At 62.1% G+C, this 20,903-nt stretch carries 20 protein-coding genes; 12 read left to right on the forward strand and 8 right to left on the reverse strand.

Features of this window, described 5'->3' with window-relative positions; translation table 11 throughout:
• Positions 1-312, forward strand: a complete 312-nt coding sequence (locus tag AAF563_03890) for an antibiotic biosynthesis monooxygenase (protein MEM7120392.1) — start codon at positions 1-3, stop codon at positions 310-312.
• 69 nt (positions 313-381) lie between these two features.
• Here AAF563_03890 and AAF563_03895 read toward each other — a convergent pair whose 3' ends face one another.
• Positions 382-1,068 (reverse strand): TetR family transcriptional regulator, encoded by a 687-nt coding sequence (locus AAF563_03895; protein ID MEM7120393.1) that lies wholly within the window; start codon positions 1,066-1,068, stop codon positions 382-384.
• Between the two features lie 181 nt (positions 1,069-1,249).
• Between AAF563_03895 and AAF563_03900 the strand changes: the two genes are divergently transcribed.
• The gene (locus AAF563_03900) at positions 1,250-2,509 is read left to right on the forward strand and encodes an NAD(P)/FAD-dependent oxidoreductase (protein ID MEM7120394.1); all 1,260 of its coding nucleotides are present in this window, start codon (positions 1,250-1,252) and stop codon (positions 2,507-2,509) included.
• 76 nt (positions 2,510-2,585) lie between these two features.
• Here AAF563_03900 and AAF563_03905 read toward each other — a convergent pair whose 3' ends face one another.
• The gene (locus AAF563_03905) at positions 2,586-3,479 is read right to left on the reverse strand and encodes a LysR substrate-binding domain-containing protein (GenBank protein MEM7120395.1); all 894 of its coding nucleotides are present in this window, start codon (positions 3,477-3,479) and stop codon (positions 2,586-2,588) included.
• 324 nt (positions 3,480-3,803) lie between these two features.
• Here AAF563_03905 and AAF563_03910 point away from each other — a divergent pair, with 324 nt between their 5' ends.
• The 4 genes from AAF563_03910 (at position 3,804) to AAF563_03925 (ending at position 9,021) form a co-directional block, all read left to right on the forward strand.
• Positions 3,804-4,682 carry a phytanoyl-CoA dioxygenase family protein gene (locus tag AAF563_03910; GenBank protein ID MEM7120396.1) on the forward strand — a complete coding sequence of 293 codons (879 nt, stop codon included), beginning with the start codon at positions 3,804-3,806 and terminating at the stop codon, positions 4,680-4,682.
• Positions 4,683-4,760: 78 nt separating this feature from the next.
• The gene (locus AAF563_03915; GenBank protein MEM7120397.1) at positions 4,761-5,933 is read left to right on the forward strand and encodes a hypothetical protein; all 1,173 of its coding nucleotides are present in this window, start codon (positions 4,761-4,763) and stop codon (positions 5,931-5,933) included.
• A 110-nt stretch (positions 5,934-6,043) separates the two neighbouring features.
• Positions 6,044-6,832 carry a methyltransferase domain-containing protein gene (locus AAF563_03920; protein MEM7120398.1) on the forward strand — a complete coding sequence of 263 codons (789 nt, stop codon included), beginning with the start codon at positions 6,044-6,046 and terminating at the stop codon, positions 6,830-6,832.
• A gap of 83 nt (positions 6,833-6,915) precedes the next feature.
• Complete coding sequence (locus AAF563_03925) at positions 6,916-9,021, forward strand: FAD-dependent oxidoreductase (GenBank protein MEM7120399.1); 2,106 nt, start codon at positions 6,916-6,918, stop codon at positions 9,019-9,021.
• A 56-nt stretch (positions 9,022-9,077) separates the two neighbouring features.
• Here the strand turns inward: AAF563_03925 and AAF563_03930 are convergent, their stop codons facing one another.
• On the reverse strand, positions 9,078-9,521 hold the full coding sequence (locus tag AAF563_03930) for a helix-turn-helix domain-containing protein (GenBank protein ID MEM7120400.1): 444 nt from the start codon (positions 9,519-9,521) through the stop codon (positions 9,078-9,080).
• 98 nt (positions 9,522-9,619) lie between these two features.
• On the opposite strand from AAF563_03930, the gene hmgA reads away from it, so the two are divergent.
• Genes hmgA through maiA form a run of 6 tightly spaced genes read left to right on the forward strand, consistent with a single transcriptional unit; the run spans position 9,620 to position 15,660 of the window.
• Complete coding sequence (hmgA, locus tag AAF563_03935; GenBank protein MEM7120401.1) at positions 9,620-10,960, forward strand: homogentisate 1,2-dioxygenase; 1,341 nt, start codon at positions 9,620-9,622, stop codon at positions 10,958-10,960.
• 10 nt (positions 10,961-10,970) lie between these two features.
• Positions 10,971-12,218: a fumarylacetoacetase gene (fahA, locus tag AAF563_03940; GenBank protein MEM7120402.1), complete on the forward strand. Its 1,248-nt coding sequence runs from the start codon at positions 10,971-10,973 to the stop codon at positions 12,216-12,218.
• 13 nt (positions 12,219-12,231) lie between these two features.
• Positions 12,232-13,182, forward strand: coding sequence for an MBL fold metallo-hydrolase (locus AAF563_03945; GenBank protein ID MEM7120403.1), 951 nt, complete (start codon positions 12,232-12,234; stop codon positions 13,180-13,182).
• Positions 13,183-13,203: 21 nt separating this feature from the next.
• Positions 13,204-14,829 carry an FAD-dependent oxidoreductase gene (locus AAF563_03950; protein MEM7120404.1) on the forward strand — a complete coding sequence of 542 codons (1,626 nt, stop codon included), beginning with the start codon at positions 13,204-13,206 and terminating at the stop codon, positions 14,827-14,829.
• A complete protein-coding gene (locus tag AAF563_03955; protein MEM7120405.1) occupies positions 14,826-15,032 on the forward strand; it encodes a DUF2783 domain-containing protein in 207 nt (68 codons plus the stop codon). Before AAF563_03950 ends, AAF563_03955 begins: the two co-directional genes overlap by 4 nt.
• On the forward strand, positions 15,025-15,660 hold the full coding sequence (gene maiA / locus AAF563_03960) for a maleylacetoacetate isomerase (GenBank protein ID MEM7120406.1): 636 nt from the start codon (positions 15,025-15,027) through the stop codon (positions 15,658-15,660). The genes AAF563_03955 and maiA overlap by 8 nt, the downstream gene beginning before the upstream one ends.
• Positions 15,661-15,672: 12 nt before the next feature.
• Here maiA and AAF563_03965 read toward each other — a convergent pair whose 3' ends face one another.
• From AAF563_03965 to hpaR, 5 genes are all read right to left on the reverse strand, one after another.
• Entirely contained in the window at positions 15,673-17,190 is a 1,518-nt protein-coding gene (locus AAF563_03965; GenBank protein ID MEM7120407.1) for a tripartite tricarboxylate transporter permease, read from the reverse strand.
• A 10-nt stretch (positions 17,191-17,200) separates the two neighbouring features.
• A complete protein-coding gene (locus AAF563_03970) occupies positions 17,201-17,740 on the reverse strand; it encodes a tripartite tricarboxylate transporter TctB family protein (protein MEM7120408.1) in 540 nt (179 codons plus the stop codon).
• Positions 17,741-17,855: 115 nt separating this feature from the next.
• Entirely contained in the window at positions 17,856-18,740 is an 885-nt protein-coding gene (locus AAF563_03975; protein MEM7120409.1) for a tripartite tricarboxylate transporter substrate binding protein, read from the reverse strand.
• Between the two features lie 140 nt (positions 18,741-18,880).
• Positions 18,881-20,458 carry a sulfatase-like hydrolase/transferase gene (locus AAF563_03980; GenBank protein MEM7120410.1) on the reverse strand — a complete coding sequence of 526 codons (1,578 nt, stop codon included), beginning with the start codon at positions 20,456-20,458 and terminating at the stop codon, positions 18,881-18,883.
• Positions 20,455-20,895, reverse strand: coding sequence for a homoprotocatechuate degradation operon regulator HpaR (gene hpaR, locus AAF563_03985; GenBank protein ID MEM7120411.1), 441 nt, complete (start codon positions 20,893-20,895; stop codon positions 20,455-20,457). The genes AAF563_03980 and hpaR overlap by 4 nt, the downstream gene beginning before the upstream one ends.
• Positions 20,896-20,903 lie beyond the last annotated feature (8 nt).

The raw sequence follows: 20,903 nt of genomic DNA on the forward strand, positions 1-20,903 counted from the left end.
ATGTTTTTCGCCATGAACCGGTTCCAGGTGCGCCTGGGCCATGAGGAGGAGTTCGAGGGTGTCTGGAAGAACCGCGACTCCCGCCTGAAGGACGTGCCGGGGTTTGTCGAGTTCAACCTGCTGCGCGGTCCGTCCAACGACACCTATACGCTGTTTGCTTCCCACACCCTGTGGGCGTCACGTGACGACTTCGTAGCGTGGACCAAGTCTCAGGCTTTCCGGGACGCTCACCGCTCGGCCGGTGAGCACCGCCACATGTACCTGGACGGGCCGCATTTCGAAGGCTTCGACAGTGTGCATCACATCAAGTGACGCCATCGACATCCTGCTGGCGGGCAACCACCAAGGGCCTTTTCGTCCGGGTCCAGATTTCAGTTTCGCCTAAGCTTGGCTGCATGAGTTGGCCGGGAAGTCCGACGCCTGTTTCATGATGTCGCCCGCTCTTGACGGAAAGATCAGTGACAACACGGTTGCGACCGCCATTCTGGCATCCAACGGGGTCATGTAGTCCGGAGAGTAGTAGAGCCGGCTCCACATGCCGTCGGTCATCGTCTCAAGGGTGTGCGCGACGGTTCTCGGCGTCCAGATCGTTCCCTCGAACAGGTCCTTGGCGTCTTCGCAAAGCGACAATTGAACCGCCTGCCGCTCAGTGTCGAAGCGGGCCGACATTTGGGCGAGGTCGCTGTTTCTGGACGCTTCGTTCCAGAGCGAGTTCCAGAACACCAGGTTCTGCCGTTCCATCAGGTGTGGGGCCAATGCCGCGAACACCAGCGCCGTGATCCGGTCGACCGGGTCGGGACCGGCGGCGTCCAGCGTCTCCATCCAGAACGTTCTGTACTCCTCCAGTCGGTGACGGAACGTCTCGACGAGCAGCGAGTCCTTGCTCTTGAAATAGAAGACCGCGGTGCCTTGGGACAGGCCCGACGCCTTGGCAACCGTGGCCAGTGTCGTGGCCGAAAGCCCGTGTTCGACGATGGATTCGATGGCCGCATCCATCAACTGCTTGCGCCGTCGATTGGCGTTTTCGGTGTTCTCGCCTCGCGGACGGCCGACACGCGCTTTTGCCATGGCAGCCTTTGGTTCCAATGCCGATTGAACGGGTGCGAGTGACGATCATGCGGGACTGATATCGCCACCACGGATACTACCAGAAATCCCATTGACCGTATGCCTATTTTTTTGATTGAGCGCTCAAATTAATTATGTGACCCTGGAACACGGTCTTTTCTTGGCTCGGTAGGAGGACGGTGTGTCATCGGATTGCGACGTCATCATCGTTGGCGCCGGCGCGGCAGGTCTCGCGGCAGCCAAGGAACTGACGCGCCAAGGTTTGACGTACACGGTCATCGAGGGATCGCATCGCATTGGGGGTCGCGCCTATTCCGAAGAGATTGCGCCTGGCGCCTGGTTCGATCTGGGGTGCGCCTGGCTGGTCGGCGGCGCCGTCAACCCGTTCGTCCCCATTGCCGATGCCCTGGACATTGAGCTGGGTAAGGACAAGAACACCCTGTTCGAACTTGATAACCACCGCTTCTACAGAAACGGCGAGCCTTTGAACGAGCAGCAACGCGCCGCCTGCGTTCGCTACTACGAGACCAGTGACGAAGCGGTGTCTGCCGCCGCCGATGATGAGCGGGATGTGGCGATTTCCGATGTCATCGATATCGAGCACGAGTACGCGACGCCACATGTGGGCGCTCTGGCGACGTCGTGGGGCATGGATGTCGATCTTGTGTCGACCACCGATTCGGCGAGCTCCGTCGGTGAGCTCGGCTACCCCGTTCTCAATGGCTACGGCAACCTGGTTGCCGCATGGGGCGCCGATGTACCGGTGTCGCTCAACACGCGCGCCGAACGTATCGATTGGTCCGGGCCAGGCGTGACGGTCGAAACGCCGAAGGGCACCATTAGAGGACGCGCCGCGCTCTGCACCGTATCGACCGGGGTCCTGGCGTCGGGCGAGATCACGTTTGCGCCCGGTCTGCCGGACTGGAAGTCAGAAGCCATTCACAATCTGCCCATGGGGACGGAAAACAAAATGGGCGTCCATTTTGAAAAGGACGTCTTCGGGCCGGACGGTCGTGGCCATTACACGAGCTGGCACGACGATGGCGATATGGCGAAGGTCCACGCCTGCGTCATGGGTAACAACATCGCGTCGGTTTTTGTCGGCGGCCGCTTCGGCGTGTGGTTGGAGAAGCAGGGTCAACAGGCCGGTCACGATTTCGCGGTCGACAGGTGCGCCGACATTTTCGGCAACGACATCCGAAAACACGTCACCCGCTCCATCGTGACGGCCTGGGAAAGCGAGCCCTGGACCCGGGGCTCTTGGGCCTGCGCGCGCCCCGGTCACGGCCACCAGCGCACCAACCTGAAGCGTGCCATCGACGAGAGACTGTTCTTTGCCGGCGAGGCGACGGTCTATGGCGGGCAAGGCACTTGCGATGGGGCTTTCGTGTCCGGCATCGAGACGGCGCAGGTGATTGCCGCGACGCTGGGCGTCAACTAAGTCGTCATCGATGGTGTCCCCGGTTTGCCGAAGCGACACCCCGTTGGCAGGCTCGCCAGTGGTAGGCGGTGGCCTACTAACCGATCAATTGCTTCATGTGCTCCTTATGAGCGTGGCAGGCCGCGAGTATCCAATCGACAAAGACGTCGAGTGCGCGTCGCTGAGGCGATGGGCGCAGCGCCAGGATAAACTGATTACCCTCGATGGTCCGGGCAAAAAGGCGCACGAAGCGTCCGTGAACAAGATCGTCACCATAGACCATGGCATCACCCATCAACACGCCGCGGCCCGCGATAGCTGCTTCGTACAGGCGATCGTGCGAAAAGTAGATCTCCGTACTCCGAGCTCTGACGTCCCTAACGCCGGCGGCGTCGAACCAACGCTGCCACCAGTCGTCGCTGTCGTCGTGCAGCAGGCAATGGCGCGCCAGATCGCTCGGCCGCGCGAGCGGCTCGGGACCTTGAAGCAGCATGGGCACGCACATGGGGAAAACGGTCTCTGCGAACAGAAGATGGCGGTCGCGACCGAACCGCTGTCTAAAACCATAAAAGATCAGACCATCGAGTTCTTCGCTGTCGTCCTGCAGTCTGAGATCAATCTGGATATCCGGATGCAGGCGGTGGAACTCCTCCAGGCGTGGTGCAAGCCATCGTTTCGCGAAGGCAGTTTCGCTGCCGATGTGGAGCGTGTGCCGCCCCGAACGCCGCCGCGCGCGCTCGACGCCCCGATCCATGGCGGTGAAAGCGGTCGCGACGTCGTCGTGCAACTCGCGACCGGCGCTGGTGAGTCTGACTTTACGATGCAAGCGCTCGAAGAGCTCCACGCCAAGCTCGCTTTCCAGGCGCTTGATGTGGCGTGTGATGGCGACCGGCGTCACCGCAAGTTCGGCGGCCGCGTCCTTGAAGCTCTCGTGTCGCGCAGCAGCCTCGAAGGCGCGGAGGGCATGAAGATTGAGTGTCTTGCTCGTCATCACGATGGACACCGTTCACGCGGAGTGCGGGCCCGTCACCTTGTGCTCCAAGGCCGATTTTTCCGCTTCGGCAGGCAGCATACGATTAATCCTGGGTTAACTGAAGTCTCGATTAGTCATTTGTCACCGCAGACACGTCCGTCCGAACATTGCTCTCGACCGCTGGCCGGGACGCGAGGATTGCGGCCGGATTGCGCTTGGCAAGGCGATCAGGGTCGTAGCTCCACATCGGCGGACGTCGAAGCACAAACCGGCGTCTGATTGTGAAGCACTTTACGAACTACAACCCAACGTCTCAGAGCATTATAGAAGGAGAACCGTTACATGCCGTTGACCTATCTTGATCGAACTGCTGGCGCCGAAACGGTTTCTGGTGTCTTGCATCGCGAAGGGGCGGTTGCGGTCAACAATCTCATTGATCCGGAGCTGGCCGACGCGGTTACTGCCGAACTACGTCCGAAGCTCGACGCCGAGGGATTCAACTCGGCAGGCATCTTTAACGGCGATCTCACCCGCCGTATCGGTGGCGTGCTGGCGACGGCGCCGAGCGCCGCCAAGCTGGTCGACCATGACCTGGTGATCGAGGTGCTCGACGACATCCTTCTGCCCTTCGCCTCGACCTACCGGATCAGCAGTCTGTCGCCGATCGAGATCTTGCCGGGCGAGAAACACCAAGCGCTCCACCGCGACGACACCGTCTACCCGATCGACATTGCCGGCATGGAGTTGACGGTCGGGGTCATGTGGGCGCTCTCCGACTTCACCGAGGAGAACGGCGGCACCCGCGTGGTCACGGACAGTCACCGCTACTTGCGGTCTTGGCATCTTCCCGATGTGTCCGGCTGGGAGGCCACCGTGATGCCGAAGGGCTCGGCGGTGTTCTATCTGGGATCGACATGGCATGGCGGCGGTGAGAACCGCAGCAACGCGCCGCGCCTGGGGATCGTCAACACCTATTGCCTGGGTTGGCTGCGCCCGGAGGTCAATCAGTACCTGTCGACGCCGCCGGAGATCGCGGCCCGCTATGGTCCGCGCGTGCGGGCGCTGCTCGGCTACATGCCCCATGGCGCGACCGAGGATCTGTGCGGCGGGTTCCGCGGCGAATGCGAGGCCTGGGTCGATACACCGCCGCGAGAGACGTGGCGAAGCCCGCGCGGTCAGGGTGCGACAGAGGAGAATGCAAAGGCGCAAGGCGGGGGCTGATCCGACCAGCGATAGATAGTTCCGCGACGTAAAATCCGAAGTGCCAATCAAGGCCAACAACAAACCGAGGAGGTTGATATGTCACGTAAACCATTGATGGAGACGGCCCGTTTTCATGACCTGTTGTGCGCGGGCAAACTGACCAGGCGCGACGCCAAACGCGTCATGGCCTCGTTCGGTGTTGCCTCGTTGACCATGCACACCACGGCAGGGGGCGCGCTCGCCCAGGATGCCGACGAGGACCACCCGGTATTCTTTACTTGGGGCGGCTATGACGAGCCGGAGTTCATGGTCCATTACACCGAGAAGTACGGCCGTGAACCGAACTACGCCTTCTTCGACGACGAAGATAACGCCTTCGCCAAGATGAGAAGTGGATTCAATCCGCACGTGACCTTCCCCTGCGGCCCCTCGCTCACACGCTGGTACGACGCGGGCTTTCTGGCGCCGATCGAGACCGACCGGCTCTCCAATTGGCCGAACGTCATGCAGGTTTTCAAAGATGTGCCAGGTTCGACGGTGGACGGCGCGCGGGTCTATGTGCCCGAAGACTGGGGCCAGACCTCGATGGCCATCCGCACCGACCTCGCGCCGGAGTACGCCGATCCTGAGAACCAGACTTGGAAAGCGTTGTGGGACGAAAAGTACTCGGGCCGCCTTGCGATCTCCAACGTCTCCTACGAAGCCTTCGCGATCGCGGCCCTTGTCCTGGGGATCGTCCCTTGGACCATGAACGAGGACGAACGCATCCAATGTGAGAATCTCCTGCGCGAACAGATCCCGCTCAACCGCTTGCTCCAGGCCTCGTTCACGGAGACTGTGCAAGCGATGGCCTCGGGCGAGCTCGTCATTACCGCGTCCGACAACGGTATCGTTGCGGGACTTGCGGAGCATGCCGAATCAGAAGGCACCGATATGGAGATCACGTGGACCCGGCCCAAGGAAGGTGCGATCACGTGGCACTGTGGCCTCTCGATCCATCCCGCCGCGATGGAGGACGGCTTTTACGAGATGGCGCATGAGATCATCGACTCATTCATTTCGCCAGAGGCTGGTCATTACGAGATCACCAACTGGTACTACGGTCACTCCAACATCAGGTCCTATGACGGGCTCTCTGAGGAGTTCCTCCAGTCGATCGGTCAGACCAGTCACGTCGAGGAGTTCCTGGCCAACGCCCAGTTCCAGCAGACCATGAACGAGCCTGAAGTGCTCGCACTCCGCTGGGAGGAGTTGAAGGCAGGGTTCTAAGGTTCGGTCTCAACCGAGCCAGGAACCACAAGGCACGCGCCGGTGGCTTCGCGGTTGTCGTTCAAGGCGACCGCGAACCACTGGACGCGATGATCATGGGCATTGGATCGATGGAAAATAAAACAGACGAAGATCTCTATGACGATGGCTACACCGCTTTTCTTTGGGAAGTATGGGGTGATGGCTATCTATCGCCCGGTGGTCCGGAGGAGGTCGGCCGCATTGTCGAGGGTCTGCACATGGATGGAGCCCGCGTGCTCGATATAGGCTGCGGGTCTGGCGCTATCACACTCGCGCTCGCGCTGGACCACGGTGCGGCTGATGTCACAGGCATCGACGTCGAAGCACCAGTCTGCGAGGCCGCGCGCAAGCGTGCGGATGGCGCAGGTGCCGCCGATCGCATCACGATCCGGCAGGTCGAACCGGGTCCGCTCGATTTTGCCGATCAGCAGTTCGATGTTGTCTTCTCCAAGGATGCGATGATCCACATCGCCGACAAGACCTTGCTCTTTGCGGAGGTGTTCCGGGTCCTGAAGCCCGGCGGCTGGTTCGCCGCCTCCGATTGGCTCATCGCCCACGACGGCACGCCCAGTCCTGAGATGGCGCGCTACGTCGAACTCGAAGGGCTCGATTTCGCGATGGCGTCACCGGCCCGCTACGAGGCGGCACTTAAGGATGCGGGTTTCGCCAACATCAGTCTGGTCAATCGCAACGGCTGGTATGCGGAAGAGGCAAGACGCGAGTTCGACTTCCTGACCGGCGGTAAACGTGCCGACCTGGCGCGTAAACACGGCGAAGAGATCGTCTCTCATATGGGAGAGATCTGGGAAGCGATGCTTCAGGTCCTTGAGTCGGGCGAGCATTGCCCTCACCACCTGCGCGGTCAGCGTCCAGGCTAGATCGTCGGATGCCGGTGACCGCGCCGTTCGGTGCGTTCGTGACGGCCAACTCTTGAACACGCCAACAACAGAAAGAAACACTCGTGAGCCGCGATCCCCGTTACGACATTCTATTTGAACCGCTGCAGATCGGTCCCGTCACCGCGCCCAACAGGTTCTATCAGGTCCCCCATTGCAACGGCATGGGCCGGGTTTATCCCAACGCCATGATTGGCATGCGTGGCACGAAGGCGGAAGGCGGCTGGGGCATCGTCTGTACCGAGCAGTGCGACTTCCTGGCAAGCGGCGATGCCTCGCCCTATGCCGAGACCAACATGTGGGACACCGGCGACGAGGTCTATCTCGGCCGCATGGTCGAGGAGGTGCATCGGTACGGCAGCCTCGCCGGTATCGAGCTTGTCCATAACGGCCACGACACCCCGAACCTCTACAGCCGCGAGATCCCGATCGGCCCGATGCACCGCCCCGCGAATTGGAGCCTGGCCCCCATTCAGGCGCGTGCCATGGACAAGGCCGACATCCGCGACTACCGCCGCGCGCACAAGGAAGCCGCGATCAGGGCGCGCGACATCGGCTTCGACATTGTCATCGTCTATGCCGGTCACGACGGCACGGTACCCAGCCACTTCCTCGCCAAGCGCCACAACCAGCGAACCGACGAATACGGTGGCAGTCTGGAAAACCGCCTTCGCCTTTACCGCGAACTGCTTGAGGAAACCAAGGAAGCGGTCGGCGGCGACACGGCGGTCGTGGTGCGCTTCGCCGTTGACGAGATGATGGGGCCGGACGGGCTGGAGTGGCACGCCGAGGGCCGCGAGGCGGTCGAAATGCTGGCCGAGATGCCCGATCTGTGGGACGTCAATGTCAGCGACTGGGACAATGATTCGAAGACGTCACGGTTCGCGCCGGAAGGGTACCAGGAAGAGTATGTCGCCTTCGTCAAGCAGGTGACGAGCAAGCCGGTCTCCACGGTCGGGCGATACACCTCGCCTGATGCCATGGTCTCGGCAATCCGCCGCGGCATCGTCGACCTGATCGGGGCGGCCCGACCGTCGATCGCCGATCCGTTTCTGCCCCGGAAGGTCGAGGAAGGCCGGCTCGACGACATCCGCGAGTGCATCGGCTGCAATGTCTGCGTCGGCTGGACCCAGATGACCGCGCCGGCGCGCTGCACCCAGAACCCGACCTTCAGCGAGGAATGGCGCAAGGGTTGGCATCCCGAGTACCTGCCGCCCGCGGAGACGGAAGATCACGTCCTGATCGTCGGCGCCGGGCCTGCGGGTCTTGAGGCGGCGCGTGCGGCCGGCCTGCGCGGTTTCCACGTAACGCTGGCCGAGGCCGAAGAGGAACTGGGCGGCCGTGTCACGCGCGAGAGCAAGCTGCCGGGCTTGGCGGCATGGGCGCGCGTGCGCGACTACCGCGTCGGACAGATCCAGCGCATGGCCAATGTCGAGGTTTACCGGGAAAGCCGGCTCTCGGCAGATCAGGTTCTGGAACTAGGGGCCGACCATGTGGCGATTGCGACGGGCGCCACCTGGCGGCGCGATGGCTACGGCCGCCACCTGACGTCACCGGTTCCCGGCACCGACGGCGCGCACGTCCTGACACCCGACGATATCATGGCCGGCCGGCGCCCGTCCGGATCGAAGGTCCTGGTGTTCGACGACGACCACTATTACATGGCCAGCATCATCGCCGAGCTGCTGAGCACGGAAGGCTATGAGGTGACCCTCGCAACGCCCCAGGCAACCATCGCCGCATGGATGAAACACACACTGGAACAGGGTGCCAACCAAGATAGGCTCATCGACGCCGGCGTTGACCTGTTGCCCAACGCGACCGTTCTGGCGATCGACACCGGGAAGGTCCTGCTTGTCGACTCGTTGCGGCGGCGCGAGGCCGAGCGACCGGCCGACGGCGTGGTCATGGTGACATCGCGCGTGCCCGAAGACGGTCTCTATCACGAGGTCCTCGAGGTTCTAGGCAGCACGCCCGATGCCGGCATTCGTACGCTGCGCCGGGTTGGCGATTGCCAGGCGCCCGGCATCATCGCGACGGCAAACTACGAGGGCCATCGTTATGCCCGCGAGCTCGGCGCGGAGATTGATCCCGTGACCGTGCCATTCCAGCGCGAGCGGCATGTCATCGAACCGGCGATGCCCGATATGACATCCTGTTCGGGCCAGTAAGGATCGGTCCGGTCACCGCCTATCTTCGCGAGGTCAAGGTTGCGGGTGGCTGGCTTTCACACGCACTGAAGTTTCGACAAGCGTTGAAGTACGCCGACCAAAACCTCGGCTTCCTGAGCTGACAGGTCTTGCGTCAGTCTATGGTTGTAATCGGCCGCTTCCGACTTCAGGTCCAGGAACGCGCGGGTGCCCGCGGCGGTTAGCTCCAGGTTTTCGCGGCGTCTGTCGTCAGGGTCTGTCTTACGCGCGAGAAACCGACGTTGCGCGAGCTTTTGGACCGCACGGCTGATCTCGGTCTTGTGCATCTTGGCGCGCGCACAGATCTCGTTGGCGGTCATCGTGCCGTAGCGGCCGAGATGAAACAGCACCCGCCATTCCGACCGGCTCATGCCGTAGCGTTCCCGATAGGTATCGCGGAACTCCAGACTGCACGCCTCCGCAGCCTGGTTGAGCAGATAGGGCAGGAACTCGATGAGGTCGAAATCGGTCTTCTTGCTCATCCAGGAATCATAAATCTTGTTAGTTGCAAATGCAACTGTTACAGTAGTTACTAAATGAGCGAGGGCATGTGATGAACGAGCAAAGTTCTTCCCAGGTGATGCGCCAGGCATCCGGTCCTGGCTGCGCGCCGGACGGTTACATGGCGGGTTTCGGCAACGAGTTCGAGACCGAGGTGCTGCCTGGCGCTTTGCCGCAAGGCATGAACAGTCCGCAGAAATGCCCTTACGGTCTCTACGCCGAGCAACTGTCGGGCACGGCCTTCACCGCGCCTCACGGTCACAACAAGCGTGCGTGGTGCTACCGAATCCGGCCGTCGGTGAGACATACCGGCCGGTTTGACAAGATAGACCTGCCATACTGGGCGTCGGCGCCCTCCGTCGATCCCGACGTCATCAGCCTTGGCCAGTACCGTTGGGATCCTCTGCCGCATACGCGTGAGGCCCTGACCTTTGTCAGCGGCATGCGCACAATGACGACGGCCGGTGACGTCAACACCCAGGTCGGCATGGCCGCCCACGTCTATCTCGTTACCGCGTCGATGGAGGACGAGTACTTCTATTCGGCCGACAGCGAGCTTTTGGTCGTTCCACAGGAAGGCCGTCTGCGTTTCGCAACAGAACTGGGCATCTTCGATCTGGCACCACGGGAGATCGCCATCCTGCCGCGCGGCGTGCTGTTTCGCGTCGAGTTGGTCGACGGTCCGGCACGCGGTTTCGTCTGCGAGAACTACGGTCAGGCTTTCGACCTGCCATCGCGTGGACCCATCGGTGCCAACGGTCTGGCCAATCCCCGTGACTTCAAGACGCCTGTTGCCGCCTTCGAGGACCGTGATGTCAAGTCACGCGTGATCGTCAAGTGGTGTGGCGCGTTCCACCAGACCTCTATCGATCACGCACCGCTCGACGTCGTCGCCTGGCACGGCAACTACGCGCCCTGCAAGTATGACCTCAGCACCTTCAGCCCGGTTGGCTCAATCCTCCACGATCACCCGGACCCGTCGATCTTCACGGTGCTGACGGCGCCGTCCGGTATCGAGGGCACCGCCAACATCGACTTCGTCCTGTTCCGCGAGCGCTGGATGGTCGCCGAGAACACGTTCCGTCCGCCGTGGTATCACAAGAACATCATGTCGGAATTCATGGGCAACATTTGTGGCGTCTACGACGCCAAGCCCGAAGGGTTTGTTCCCGGTGGCGTGTCGCTCCACAACATGATGCTGCCGCATGGCCCCGATGCCGACGCCTTCCTCGGCGCATCGACGGTGGATCTGAAGCCTGAAAAACTCGATAACACCATGTCCTTCATGTTCGAGACCCGCTTTCCCCAGCAATTGACTGCCTTCGCCGCACGCGAAGCACCGCTTCAGGCGCGTTATCAGGACTGCTGGGATGGCTTGAAGAAGCGCTTCGACGGCACGCCGGAGGGCGATTGGACATGAGGCAGCGTCCATGAGCCTTCGAAGAAGCTGGGTGTCGTCGGCCAATGACCCGGAAGGTCTCTTTCCCCTGAACAATCTGCCGTTCGGCGTATTCTCCAACGGCCACCCGGCGCGCTGCTGCACGGCGATCGGCGATCAGGTGCTCGACCTCGCAGCGCTTGAAATCGCCGGTTTGTTGCCGGCGATGGGATTTGGCGAACCGGCGCTCAACACCTTCATGGCCAAGGGCAATGAGGCCTGGGTTTCCGTCCGCGAGACCCTGATCGCCCTGTTGTCGGAAGGGTCCGAGGTTCAAGAGGCTGTGACGACGGCATTGCATCCGATGGCGGAGGTAGACCTGCACCTGCCTTTCCGGGTTGCCGAGTACACGGACTTCTATGCCGGCCAACACCATGCTTCCAACGTCGGCACAATGTTCCGCGGCCCGGAAAACGCCCTGCCGCCAAACTGGCTGCACATTCCGATCGGCTATAACGGCCGGGCGTCGACGGTCGTCGTAAGCGGCACCGACGTGGTGCGGCCTCTGGGTCAACTCAAAGCGCCGGACGCGGACGCGCCGTCGTTCGGGCCATGCAAACGCCTGGATATCGAACTGGAAATGGGCGCCGTTGTCGGGCTGCCCTCGACCATGGGCGAACCGGTCACGGTCGAGCGGGCCGATGCGATGATCTTTGGTTACGTGCTGCTCAACGACTGGTCGGCGCGTGACATCCAGGCCTGGGAGTACCAACCGCTCGGCCCGTTTCAGGCCAAGGCGTTCGCAACCTCGATCAGCCCGTGGGTGGTGACCAAGGCGGCGCTGGAGCCGTTCCGCGTTGCGACCCCCGAACGCGAGAAGCCGCTGTTGCCGTACCTCCAGGAGGAGGGGCCGATGCTCTATGACATCAAGCTTCACGTGACCATGCAGCCAAAGGACGCCGAACGACCTACCACCATCTGCAACACGAACTATCGCGAGATGTACTACTCCTCAGCCCAGCAGCTTGCCCATCACGCCAGCTCCGGCTGCGCCATGAACACCGGCGACCTATTGGGCTCGGGCACGATTTCCGGCGCCGACAAGTCCAGCTTCGGTTCGCTGCTGGAACTGTCGTGGGGTGGCAAGGACCCGCTGACGCTCGACACCGGCGAGATACGCAGCTTTGTTGAAGACGGTGATACCCTGACGCTGAGCGGCTATGCCCGGGGTGACGGGTATCGCGTGGGTTTCGGGACGTGCACCGGCACCATCCTGCCGGCCCCCGACATCAAGACATAGGGAGACAGGGATCATGTCCGTTGCATTCGCCTCGCAAGGCGACCTGGAAGAAAAGACAATCAGCTTCACCGAGGTCGGCGCGGGGCTTTGGGCATTCACCGCCGAGGGGGATCCCAACTCCGGCGTCATTATCGGCGATGACAGCGTCATGGTCATCGAGGCCCAGGCGACGCCGCGTCTCGCCAATCTGGTGATCGAGAAGGTCCGCAGCGTGACCGACAAGCCGATCAGCCATCTGGTCATGACGCACTATCACGCCGTGCGCGTGCTCGGCGCCTCGGCCTACAACGCCGATCAGATCATCATGGGCGAAAAGACGCGCGCCATGGTCGCCGAACGTGGTCAGGAAGACTGGGACAGCGAATTTCAGCGCTTTCCGCGCCTGTTCCAGGGCCATGAGAGCATTCCAGGTCTCACCTGGCCCACCACCACATTCAATGACCGTATGACTGTCTTTCTGGGCAAGCGCCGGATCGAGCTCATGCATCTGGGCCGCGCCCATACGGCCGGTGACATCGTTGTCCATGTACCCGACGAGAACGTTATGTTCACCGGCGATATCGTGGAATACCACTCGGCCTGCTACTGCGGCGACGGCCACTTCAGCGACTGGGGCACGACGCTCGACAGGATCAAGGCTTTCGACCTCTCGGCCATCTCGCCGGGGCGTGGCGACGCCTTGGTCGGGTCCGAGATGGTCAATGCGGCGCTCGACAACACCCGCGATTTTGTCGAGAGCACCTACCGCCCCGCGGTGCAGGTTGCCGCGCGCGGCGGTTCGCTAAAGGAAGCCTGGGATGCCGTGCGCGCGGTCTGTGACCCCAAGTTCGCCGACTACGCCATCTACGAGCATTGCCTGCCGTTCAACGTGTCACGGGCCTATGACGAGGCCAACGGTATCGACACGCCGCGCATCTGGACCGCGGAGCGCGATCTGGAGATGTGGGCGCAACTGCAGGGCTGATGGTGCAAGGGGCACGACACCATGACTCGTTATGAATACGTACCCTTTGACTATGTTGCGCCGCCGGGTCTGATCACGCCGGAACCGCGCCATCCAGTGGCGATTGTCGGGGCAGGCCCGATCGGGCTCGCCATGGCCATCGACTTGGCGCAACAGGGCGTGGCGAGCGTGGTTCTCGACGACAACAACGTTGTCTCAATTGGCTCACGCGCCATCTGCTGGGCCAAGCGCACGCTCGAGATCTTCGACCGGCTTGGTGTCGGCGAGCGTATGCTGGATAAGGGGGTGACGTGGAAGGTCGGCCGACTGTTCCATGGCGATGACGAGGTCTACACCTTCGACCTGCTGCCGGAGGAGGGACACAAGTACCCCGCCTTCATCAACCTGCAGCAGTACCATGTTGAACAGTACCTGGTTGAGCGCGCGCGCGAGTTCCCCGATCTCATCGAATTGAGGTTCAAGAACAACGTCACCGCTCACGAGGATCGCGGCGACCATGTCGTGCTCACCGTGGAAACGCCTGACGGGTCCTATCAGCTGGAGGCGAGTTATTACATCGCCTGTGACGGTGCGAAATCTCCGACCCGTCAGCGGATGGGGCTGGCGTTTGAAGGGCAGACCTTCGAAGAGCATTTCTTGATCGTCGATGTCGAGATGGAGCAAAGCCCGTTCGAGACCCAGGAGCCGGAGCGCTGGTTCTGGTTCGATCCGCCGTTCCATTCCGGCCAGTCCGCGCTGCTGCACAAACAGCCGGACAATATCTATCGCATCGATCTGCAGCTTCGCCCGGATACCGACCTGGAGGCCGAAGCGCGCGAAGAACACGTGCTGCCGCGTATCAAGGCCGTGGTCGGTGACACGCCGTTTACGCTCGACTGGATGAGCATCTATCAGTTCCGATGCGCCATGATGGAGCGCTTCGTGCATAACCGCGTGATCTTTGTCGGCGACAGCGCCCATGTGGTCTCGCCCTTCGGCGCGCGCGGCGGCAATGGGGGCATTCAGGATGTCGACAACCTCGCCTGGAAGCTGGTTGCCGTGCTTGAGGGCAGGGCGCCGGAGGCGCTATTGGAGACTTATGATTCCGAGCGCCGCCACGGTGCCACCGAGAACCTGCTGAACTCCTCGCGCGCGACCCACTTCATGACGCCGAAGTCGCCAATCGAGGCTCTGTTTCGCGGTGAGGTCCTGCGGTTGGCCCGCGACATGCCGTTCGCCCGCAAACTGATCAACTCCGGGCGCCTCTCGGTGCCGTGTTCGCTTGCCGGTTACGAGCTTCAGACTGACGGCGATGCGCCGGTGCCTCCCGGCAGCGCCATGCGCGATGCGCCGCTGTCCGGATCTCGTGGCGACACGTGGCTCATCAGCGAGGCCCAGGGCGCTTTCACGCTGGTCGGTTTTGGCGACGTGACGCTGCCGGTGGTGGACGGCGTGCGACGCATGGGCGTTGGCAAGGACGGCGTCGACTACCCGGTCTTTGGTGACAAAGGTGGCTTCTGCGCCGACCACTACGGTGACGGACGCGCCTACCTCTTCCGTCCGGATGGCCACGTGGCCGCCGTCTTTGAAGCACCGGACACGGCACAGGTGTCGATGGCTTTGGCACGGGCATCCGGTGAAACCCTGATGCAGGAGGTCGCGGAATGACCACGCAGACATTTGGCGACGACAGGCTCGGTAGCGAAGGCGACAACGTTTATGCCGCGCTGATGAGCATTCACGAAGGACTGAGCGAGGCCGAAAGCCATGCTTTGAACGCACGGCTCGTGCTGCTCATGGCCAACGAGATCGGCGATGGCGAGCGGCTGACCGCGCTGTTCGAAACCGCGCGATCCTACAGCGATGGCTGAGCCCACGCTCTATGACTTCTGGCGCAGTTCGGCGAGCTACCGGGTGCGCATCGCACTCAACCTGGCGGGCATCGCCTACAAGACCGTCTCGGTCGATCTCGTGGCGAAAGACAATCGTGCGCCCGAGCACATGGCGCGCAACCCTCAGGGATTGGTGCCGGTGCTGGAGCTCGACGGCAACAGGTTTACCCAATCGCTGGCGATCATCGAATACCTGAATGAGGCACGCGGTCTGGGCTGGCTGCCCGACGATCCGGCCGAACGCGCAGGCGTCCGCGCGCTAGCCTATAGCGTCGCCGTCGACGTTCATCCGGTCTGCAACGTTTCTGTCGCCGCCCATGTGTCTGAACTGACGGGAGGCACCAAGGGTACGCGCAAGGCGTGGTCACGACACTTCATCGGGCCTGGCTTGGCCGCGTTCGAGCAGCTCTTGGCCGGCTTCGAGCAGGCGCCTTATTGTGCCGGCGCCACAGTCTCGCTCGCCGATATCTGCCTGGTGCCCCAGGTCTACAATGCCGAGCGATGGGACATCGATTTCGAACCATTGCCGCGGATCCGCGCGGTCACGCAAGCCTGCCGGGCGCATCCTGCCTTCGCGGCGGCGGACCCCGATGCGGTAAAGCCTTAACCTGATACCGATCTAGCGCTGCTGAGTGTCGTGCAGGTCGCTGTCGACGTCTCTCAGCCTGTTGCGCCTCTCGACGACCAGGGTGCGGATGTGCAGCGCGATCACCAGCAGGATCAGGGCGAACAAGATGGCGGCGATTGGCCGGTCAACGAAATCGATCGGGTCGTTCACTCTCGCCATGGCGCTTCGGAGTTTCACCTCCATGATGCCGCCCAGCACCATGCCCAGGATGATCGGCACCACCGGCAGATTGAGCCGCTTGAGGATCAGTCCAAAGACGCCCAGGCCGGCGGCGATCGCGCAGTCGGTGATGGAGTTGCGAAGGCTGTAAACGCCGACAAAACTCAATGTCAGAATGATCACGCCCAGGAAACGCGTGGGTACGCGGATGATCTTGATCAGCTGGTTGGTCGAGAACAGCAGGAACACCAGGACGATGACGTTGAGCGCCAGCATCGCAATGTAGAGTGCGAAGACGAAGTCGATCTGGTTCTGGAACAGTTGCGGGCCGGGAATGACGTTGTGCACATAGAACACCGACAACATCATGGCGGTCAGCGCTTCGCCAGGTATGCCAAGCGCCAACAGCGGGATCATGGCAGCGCCCGGCACCGCATTGTTCGCGGCCTCGGCGGCGATTAGTCCCTCGGGCGATCCCTTGCCGAATTTGTCGGGGTCCTTCGACGTCTTCTGCGCGTAGGTATACGACATGAACTGGGCGGTGAACTCACCGACGCCGGGGATCATGCCCATCAGAACGCCGAAACTTGAGGCGACCGACGCGACACGCTTGTGGCCGAGCAGTTCCTTCAAGCCAGAGAAGATCGCCCCTTGGACCGGTTGGGTGTCCGGGTGGTCGTCTTTCTGGACCAGCAGCAGGAACGCCTGCGAGACGGCGAAGAGTCCCAGGACCACGACGATCAGATCGATCCCAGAAGCCAGCCACGTCTGGTCGAAGGTGTAGCGGTGGGTATACTTGACCGGCTCCAGGCCGACCGTGTTCAGGAAAATGCCAAAGGCAGCCAGCATGCCGGCGGCGAAGATCTGTCCACGATGGGCCAGTACGACCAGGATGATGCCGAGCAAGGCGGCCAGAAAGATCTCGCGGCTGCCGAAATGCGGGGCGATCAGGGCCAGCACCGGCGATAACACGATCAGACAGATGATCGCGAAGACGCCGCCGAAGAACGAGGCGGAATAGGCCAGCGCCAGGGCACGTCGCGCCTGGCCGCTCTTCGTCATTGGATAGCCGTCATAGGTTGTCAGCGCGTTGACCGCGGTGCCCGGCGTGTTGATCAAAATCGCCGGCAGCGCCCCGCCATACATGGACGAGCCGTAGATGCCCAACAGGATCGTGAGGCCGACGAGGGGATCGAGCGAGAACGTCGCGGGCAGCAGAATGGCGATCGCGACAGCGGCACCGACGCCCGGGATCGCACCGATGATGACACCACCGATGGAGCCGATAAGGAGGGCGGCGAGCACATCCCATCGGGCAAGCAGTTCAACTCCTGAAAGCAAAGCGTCCATGCCGGCCGCCTTAGAAGTACGTCAGCATGAATGAGCGCAGACCGTCCGGCAGGGCCTCGTAGAGTTCCCCGCCGGGTACCTTGACCTGAAGGAAACTCTTGAACACGACGACGATGGCGACGCCGCTCAGCATCGCCCCGCCAATCGGCCGCCAGCCGCGATAGCCCAATCGGAACGCGAGCAAGCCGGTGAAGACGACGGTGGTCGGAAGATAACCCGCGCGCGGCACGAGCATCACGTAGGCCATGAACCACAAAGCGTATTCGATCGAGCGTATCCAGAACGCGACTTCCGTCCAGCGGCCGGGTAGGCGCGGCGAGACGGCCGAACTGATCAAATGCAGCAGCGCGAAAAGAGTCATTGCCACCAGCGAGATGGCTGGCCAGAACCCGGGCTGTGCGAAGAGCTTGGTGCGCTTGGTCCACTCCGTCTCCTCACCAAGGTTCGCCAGCAGGAACACCGAGAAGACAAGGAACACAACGGCGAAGACCAGGTCGCCCGGGCGCCGATAACGCTTGAAGAGATCCTGTAGTGTTTGGAAACGCGCCACGGGTCACCCCCTAAACCACGTGTTCTCCCTATCGCAGGCGCACACTCTTTGCGGTGATCGGCCTGATCGAAAGGCAGCCGGCCTCAACGCGAGGCCGGCTCCGTTGGCTGTTTGCTTAGTCGCCCAGCATGCCTTCGATGGTGCCCATCGTCTGGATGTCTTGCTCGATCTGCGCCGAGGTTTCGTCCGCATCCATCCAGTAGATCAGCGCGCCGGTCTCAGCGGCCAGTGTCTGGGCCCGCTCGGACAGCACCGTTTCCTTTGCGACGGCGATGATCTTCTCACGCACGTCGGCCGGCACGTCCTTGTGCACGAAGAGGCCGTTCCACAGCGCAATGTCGAGACCGGGCTCGAGCTCGGCGACCGTCGGCGTATCGGGTGTCAGGCTGATGCGCTCACCGCCGATTGAGGCCAGCACCTTGATCTGGTCCATGCACGGCAGAACGAGTTGCAAGGTCGTGTTCATGACATCGACATCGCCGGACGCCAGCGAGTTGCAGTCCAGCATGTCGAATGCGGCATCGGAGCCGAATTCGAAACCCTTGGAATCGGCAAGCGCGAATGTCACCTGTGTCGGGATCAAAGGCGCGCCAAAGTGCCCCAGCGCGACGTCGTTATCCTGGGCATAGGCCGCCAGGCCATCGATATCGTCATAGGGTGCGTCGGCACCGGCGACGATGACGAACGGATAGGTCAGGAAACTGCCCAAGGGTTCGAACGGATTGGGATTGAGTTCGGGGATGCCGATATCGGGTCCGATTACCGGAATCGCGATGATGAAGGAACCGACGGTGTAGCCGTCGGCCGGTGCGTTTGCCACCTCGACCGCACCCGGGAAAGGACCGCCACCGCCGCCGGGTTTGTTCACGACCGCGGCCGGCACGCCATAGGCGGCCTGAAAGTCCTCGGCGATCATGCGCGTCAAGACGTCCTCCAGGTCGCCCGGGGGCCACGGCACGACGAACTCAACGGGTTTTTCCGGATATTCAGCCACCCCCATGCCCGGGGCTAACGCTGCAGCGGTGGCCAGCAGGCCAGCGGCAAAAGCTCTTTTCAACATCTCAGTCTCCCTTTTTTAAAGCTCTTTGGTTTGTGATTCGCATTGATGCTTCAAAATCACGACGGCCCTGAACAGGACCACTACCAAACGCCGAACAAGTAACCTCTTTCGTGCGCCCTACCGGTGTTGGCGGCAATCACGTCATCGGGGATCGTCGTGCGCAGCCGGCGGTGCCGTGTCCAGTCGAACAGACGCTCATGCATGTCTGCGCGCACGCGGTCATGGCCGGGATCGCGGCCAAGGTCATTCAGCTCGTGCGGGTCGGTCGTCAGGTCGAACAGCATCGGTGGGTTCTTTTCGAACAGCACATACTTCCAGTCGCGCGTGCGAACCATGTAGCCGCGCGCGTCCTGTGGCTCGAGGCCCAGGTCAAGTCGCGCCTCGCGCATCGCAAAGCAGCTGTCGCAGAAGACGGCGTCACGCCAGTCGCCAGACCGCTCGCCGCCAAGCAACGGCATCAGGGACCGACCCTCCAGGCGATGAGGAGCCGGTTCGCCGCCGGCGATGTCCAGAAAGCTCGCCGCCAGATCGATCGCTTCGACCAAGGTGTCGTCGATGGTGCCGCGCGTCGCGTCTGCGGTGCTTCGGGGATCGGCGACGATCAAGGGTATGCGGACCGACTCCTCATGGAACAGATCCTTCTCACCCAGCCAGTGGTCGCCCAAATAGTCGCCATGATCGGATGTCACGACCACGATCGTGTCCTCGGCGAGCCCCTTTGTTCGCAGAAAGTCCACCAGTCTGCCGACATGGTGGTCGATCTCGGTGATCAGGCCCATATAGGTCGGGATCACGGTGCGGCGGACGTCCTCGCGCGCAAAGCACTGGCTTTCCGGATGGTTCATGAAGGCGGCGTAGACGGGATTGGGCTCGACCCGTTCGGCATCGTCACGGTTGGCCGGTGACACATCGTTTGCGTCGTACATCGCATGCCAGGGGTCCGGCGCGATGTAGGGCCAGTGTGGTTTGATGTAGGAGAGGTGCAGGCACCAGGGGTCGTCGCCGACGTCTTCGATGAACGCCATGGCGCGATCCGTCATGAACGCGGTTTCGGAGTGCTCCGCCTTGACGCGCGCGGGCAAGCGGGCGTTGCGCATGAGCCAGCCCGACAACACCTCGCCGTCAGGTCCCTCGGCGGAATTGGCGATATCCTGCCAGGGGTTTTCCGCGTTGTAGCCGAGGTCCCAGAGATAGCGGTTATAGGTCGCGTCAGGGTCGAAGGCCGGGGCCGGCTGAAGGCCGTCGTCGCGCTCCCATGGTTCGAAACCACCTTGGCGCGCCAGGAGACCGGCGCCTTCGTCGGCGTCGACGCCCAGGCGCTCGAAGGTTGCGCGATCGTGCTTCACATGGGTCTTGCCGGCGAGCGCGACGCAGTATCCAAGCGGTCGCAGGTAGTCACCGATAGTGCATTCGTCGATGCGCAGCGGATAGTTGTTGTAATAGGCGCCGTGGCTGAACGCATAGCGGCCGGTATAGAAACTCATGCGTGAACCGCCGCATACCGGCGCCTGCACATATGCCCGCGAAAAGTTCACGCCGCGTGCGGCGATACCGTCGATATTGGGTGTCCGGATCGCCGGATGGCCGGTGCAGCCCAGGTAGTCGGCGCGCAACTGGTCGGCCATGATAAAGAGGATGTTGGGTTGCGCCTTGCTCACGACGGTCTGCTTTCGGTGCTCAGGCTATCGGTCAGGTCGTCGAGAATGTCCATCAACCGCGCATAGGTCTCGCGGCCAATGCGTTGTTCCATTTCTCGATAAACCCGTTCCGATTCCTTCGACATCTCGGCAAAGAGCGCCTTGCCGTCCGGCGTTATCTCCAGGTCGACCAGGCGCCGGTCAATGCCGGAGCGATGTTTCACGACCAGACCACGCGCCTCCATGTCATTCATGATGCGTGACAGGCTTGGCATGCGCAGCGTGATGAGCCGCGACAACGCGCCGGCATCCATGCGTTTGTGTTCGGCCAGCGCACGCAGCACGCGCCACTGCTGATCGGTAACGCCGTGGGCGTTGAGATTGGGCCGGAATTGATCCATCACCGCTTCACGCGCCTGCAGGAGTTTTAGCGGAAGCGAGCGTTCGATAGGGCGCATGCCGTTTG

Source organism: Pseudomonadota bacterium (assembly GCA_039028155.1).
In the GTDB taxonomy this organism is placed as follows: Bacteria; Pseudomonadota; Alphaproteobacteria; order SP197; family SP197; genus JANQGO01.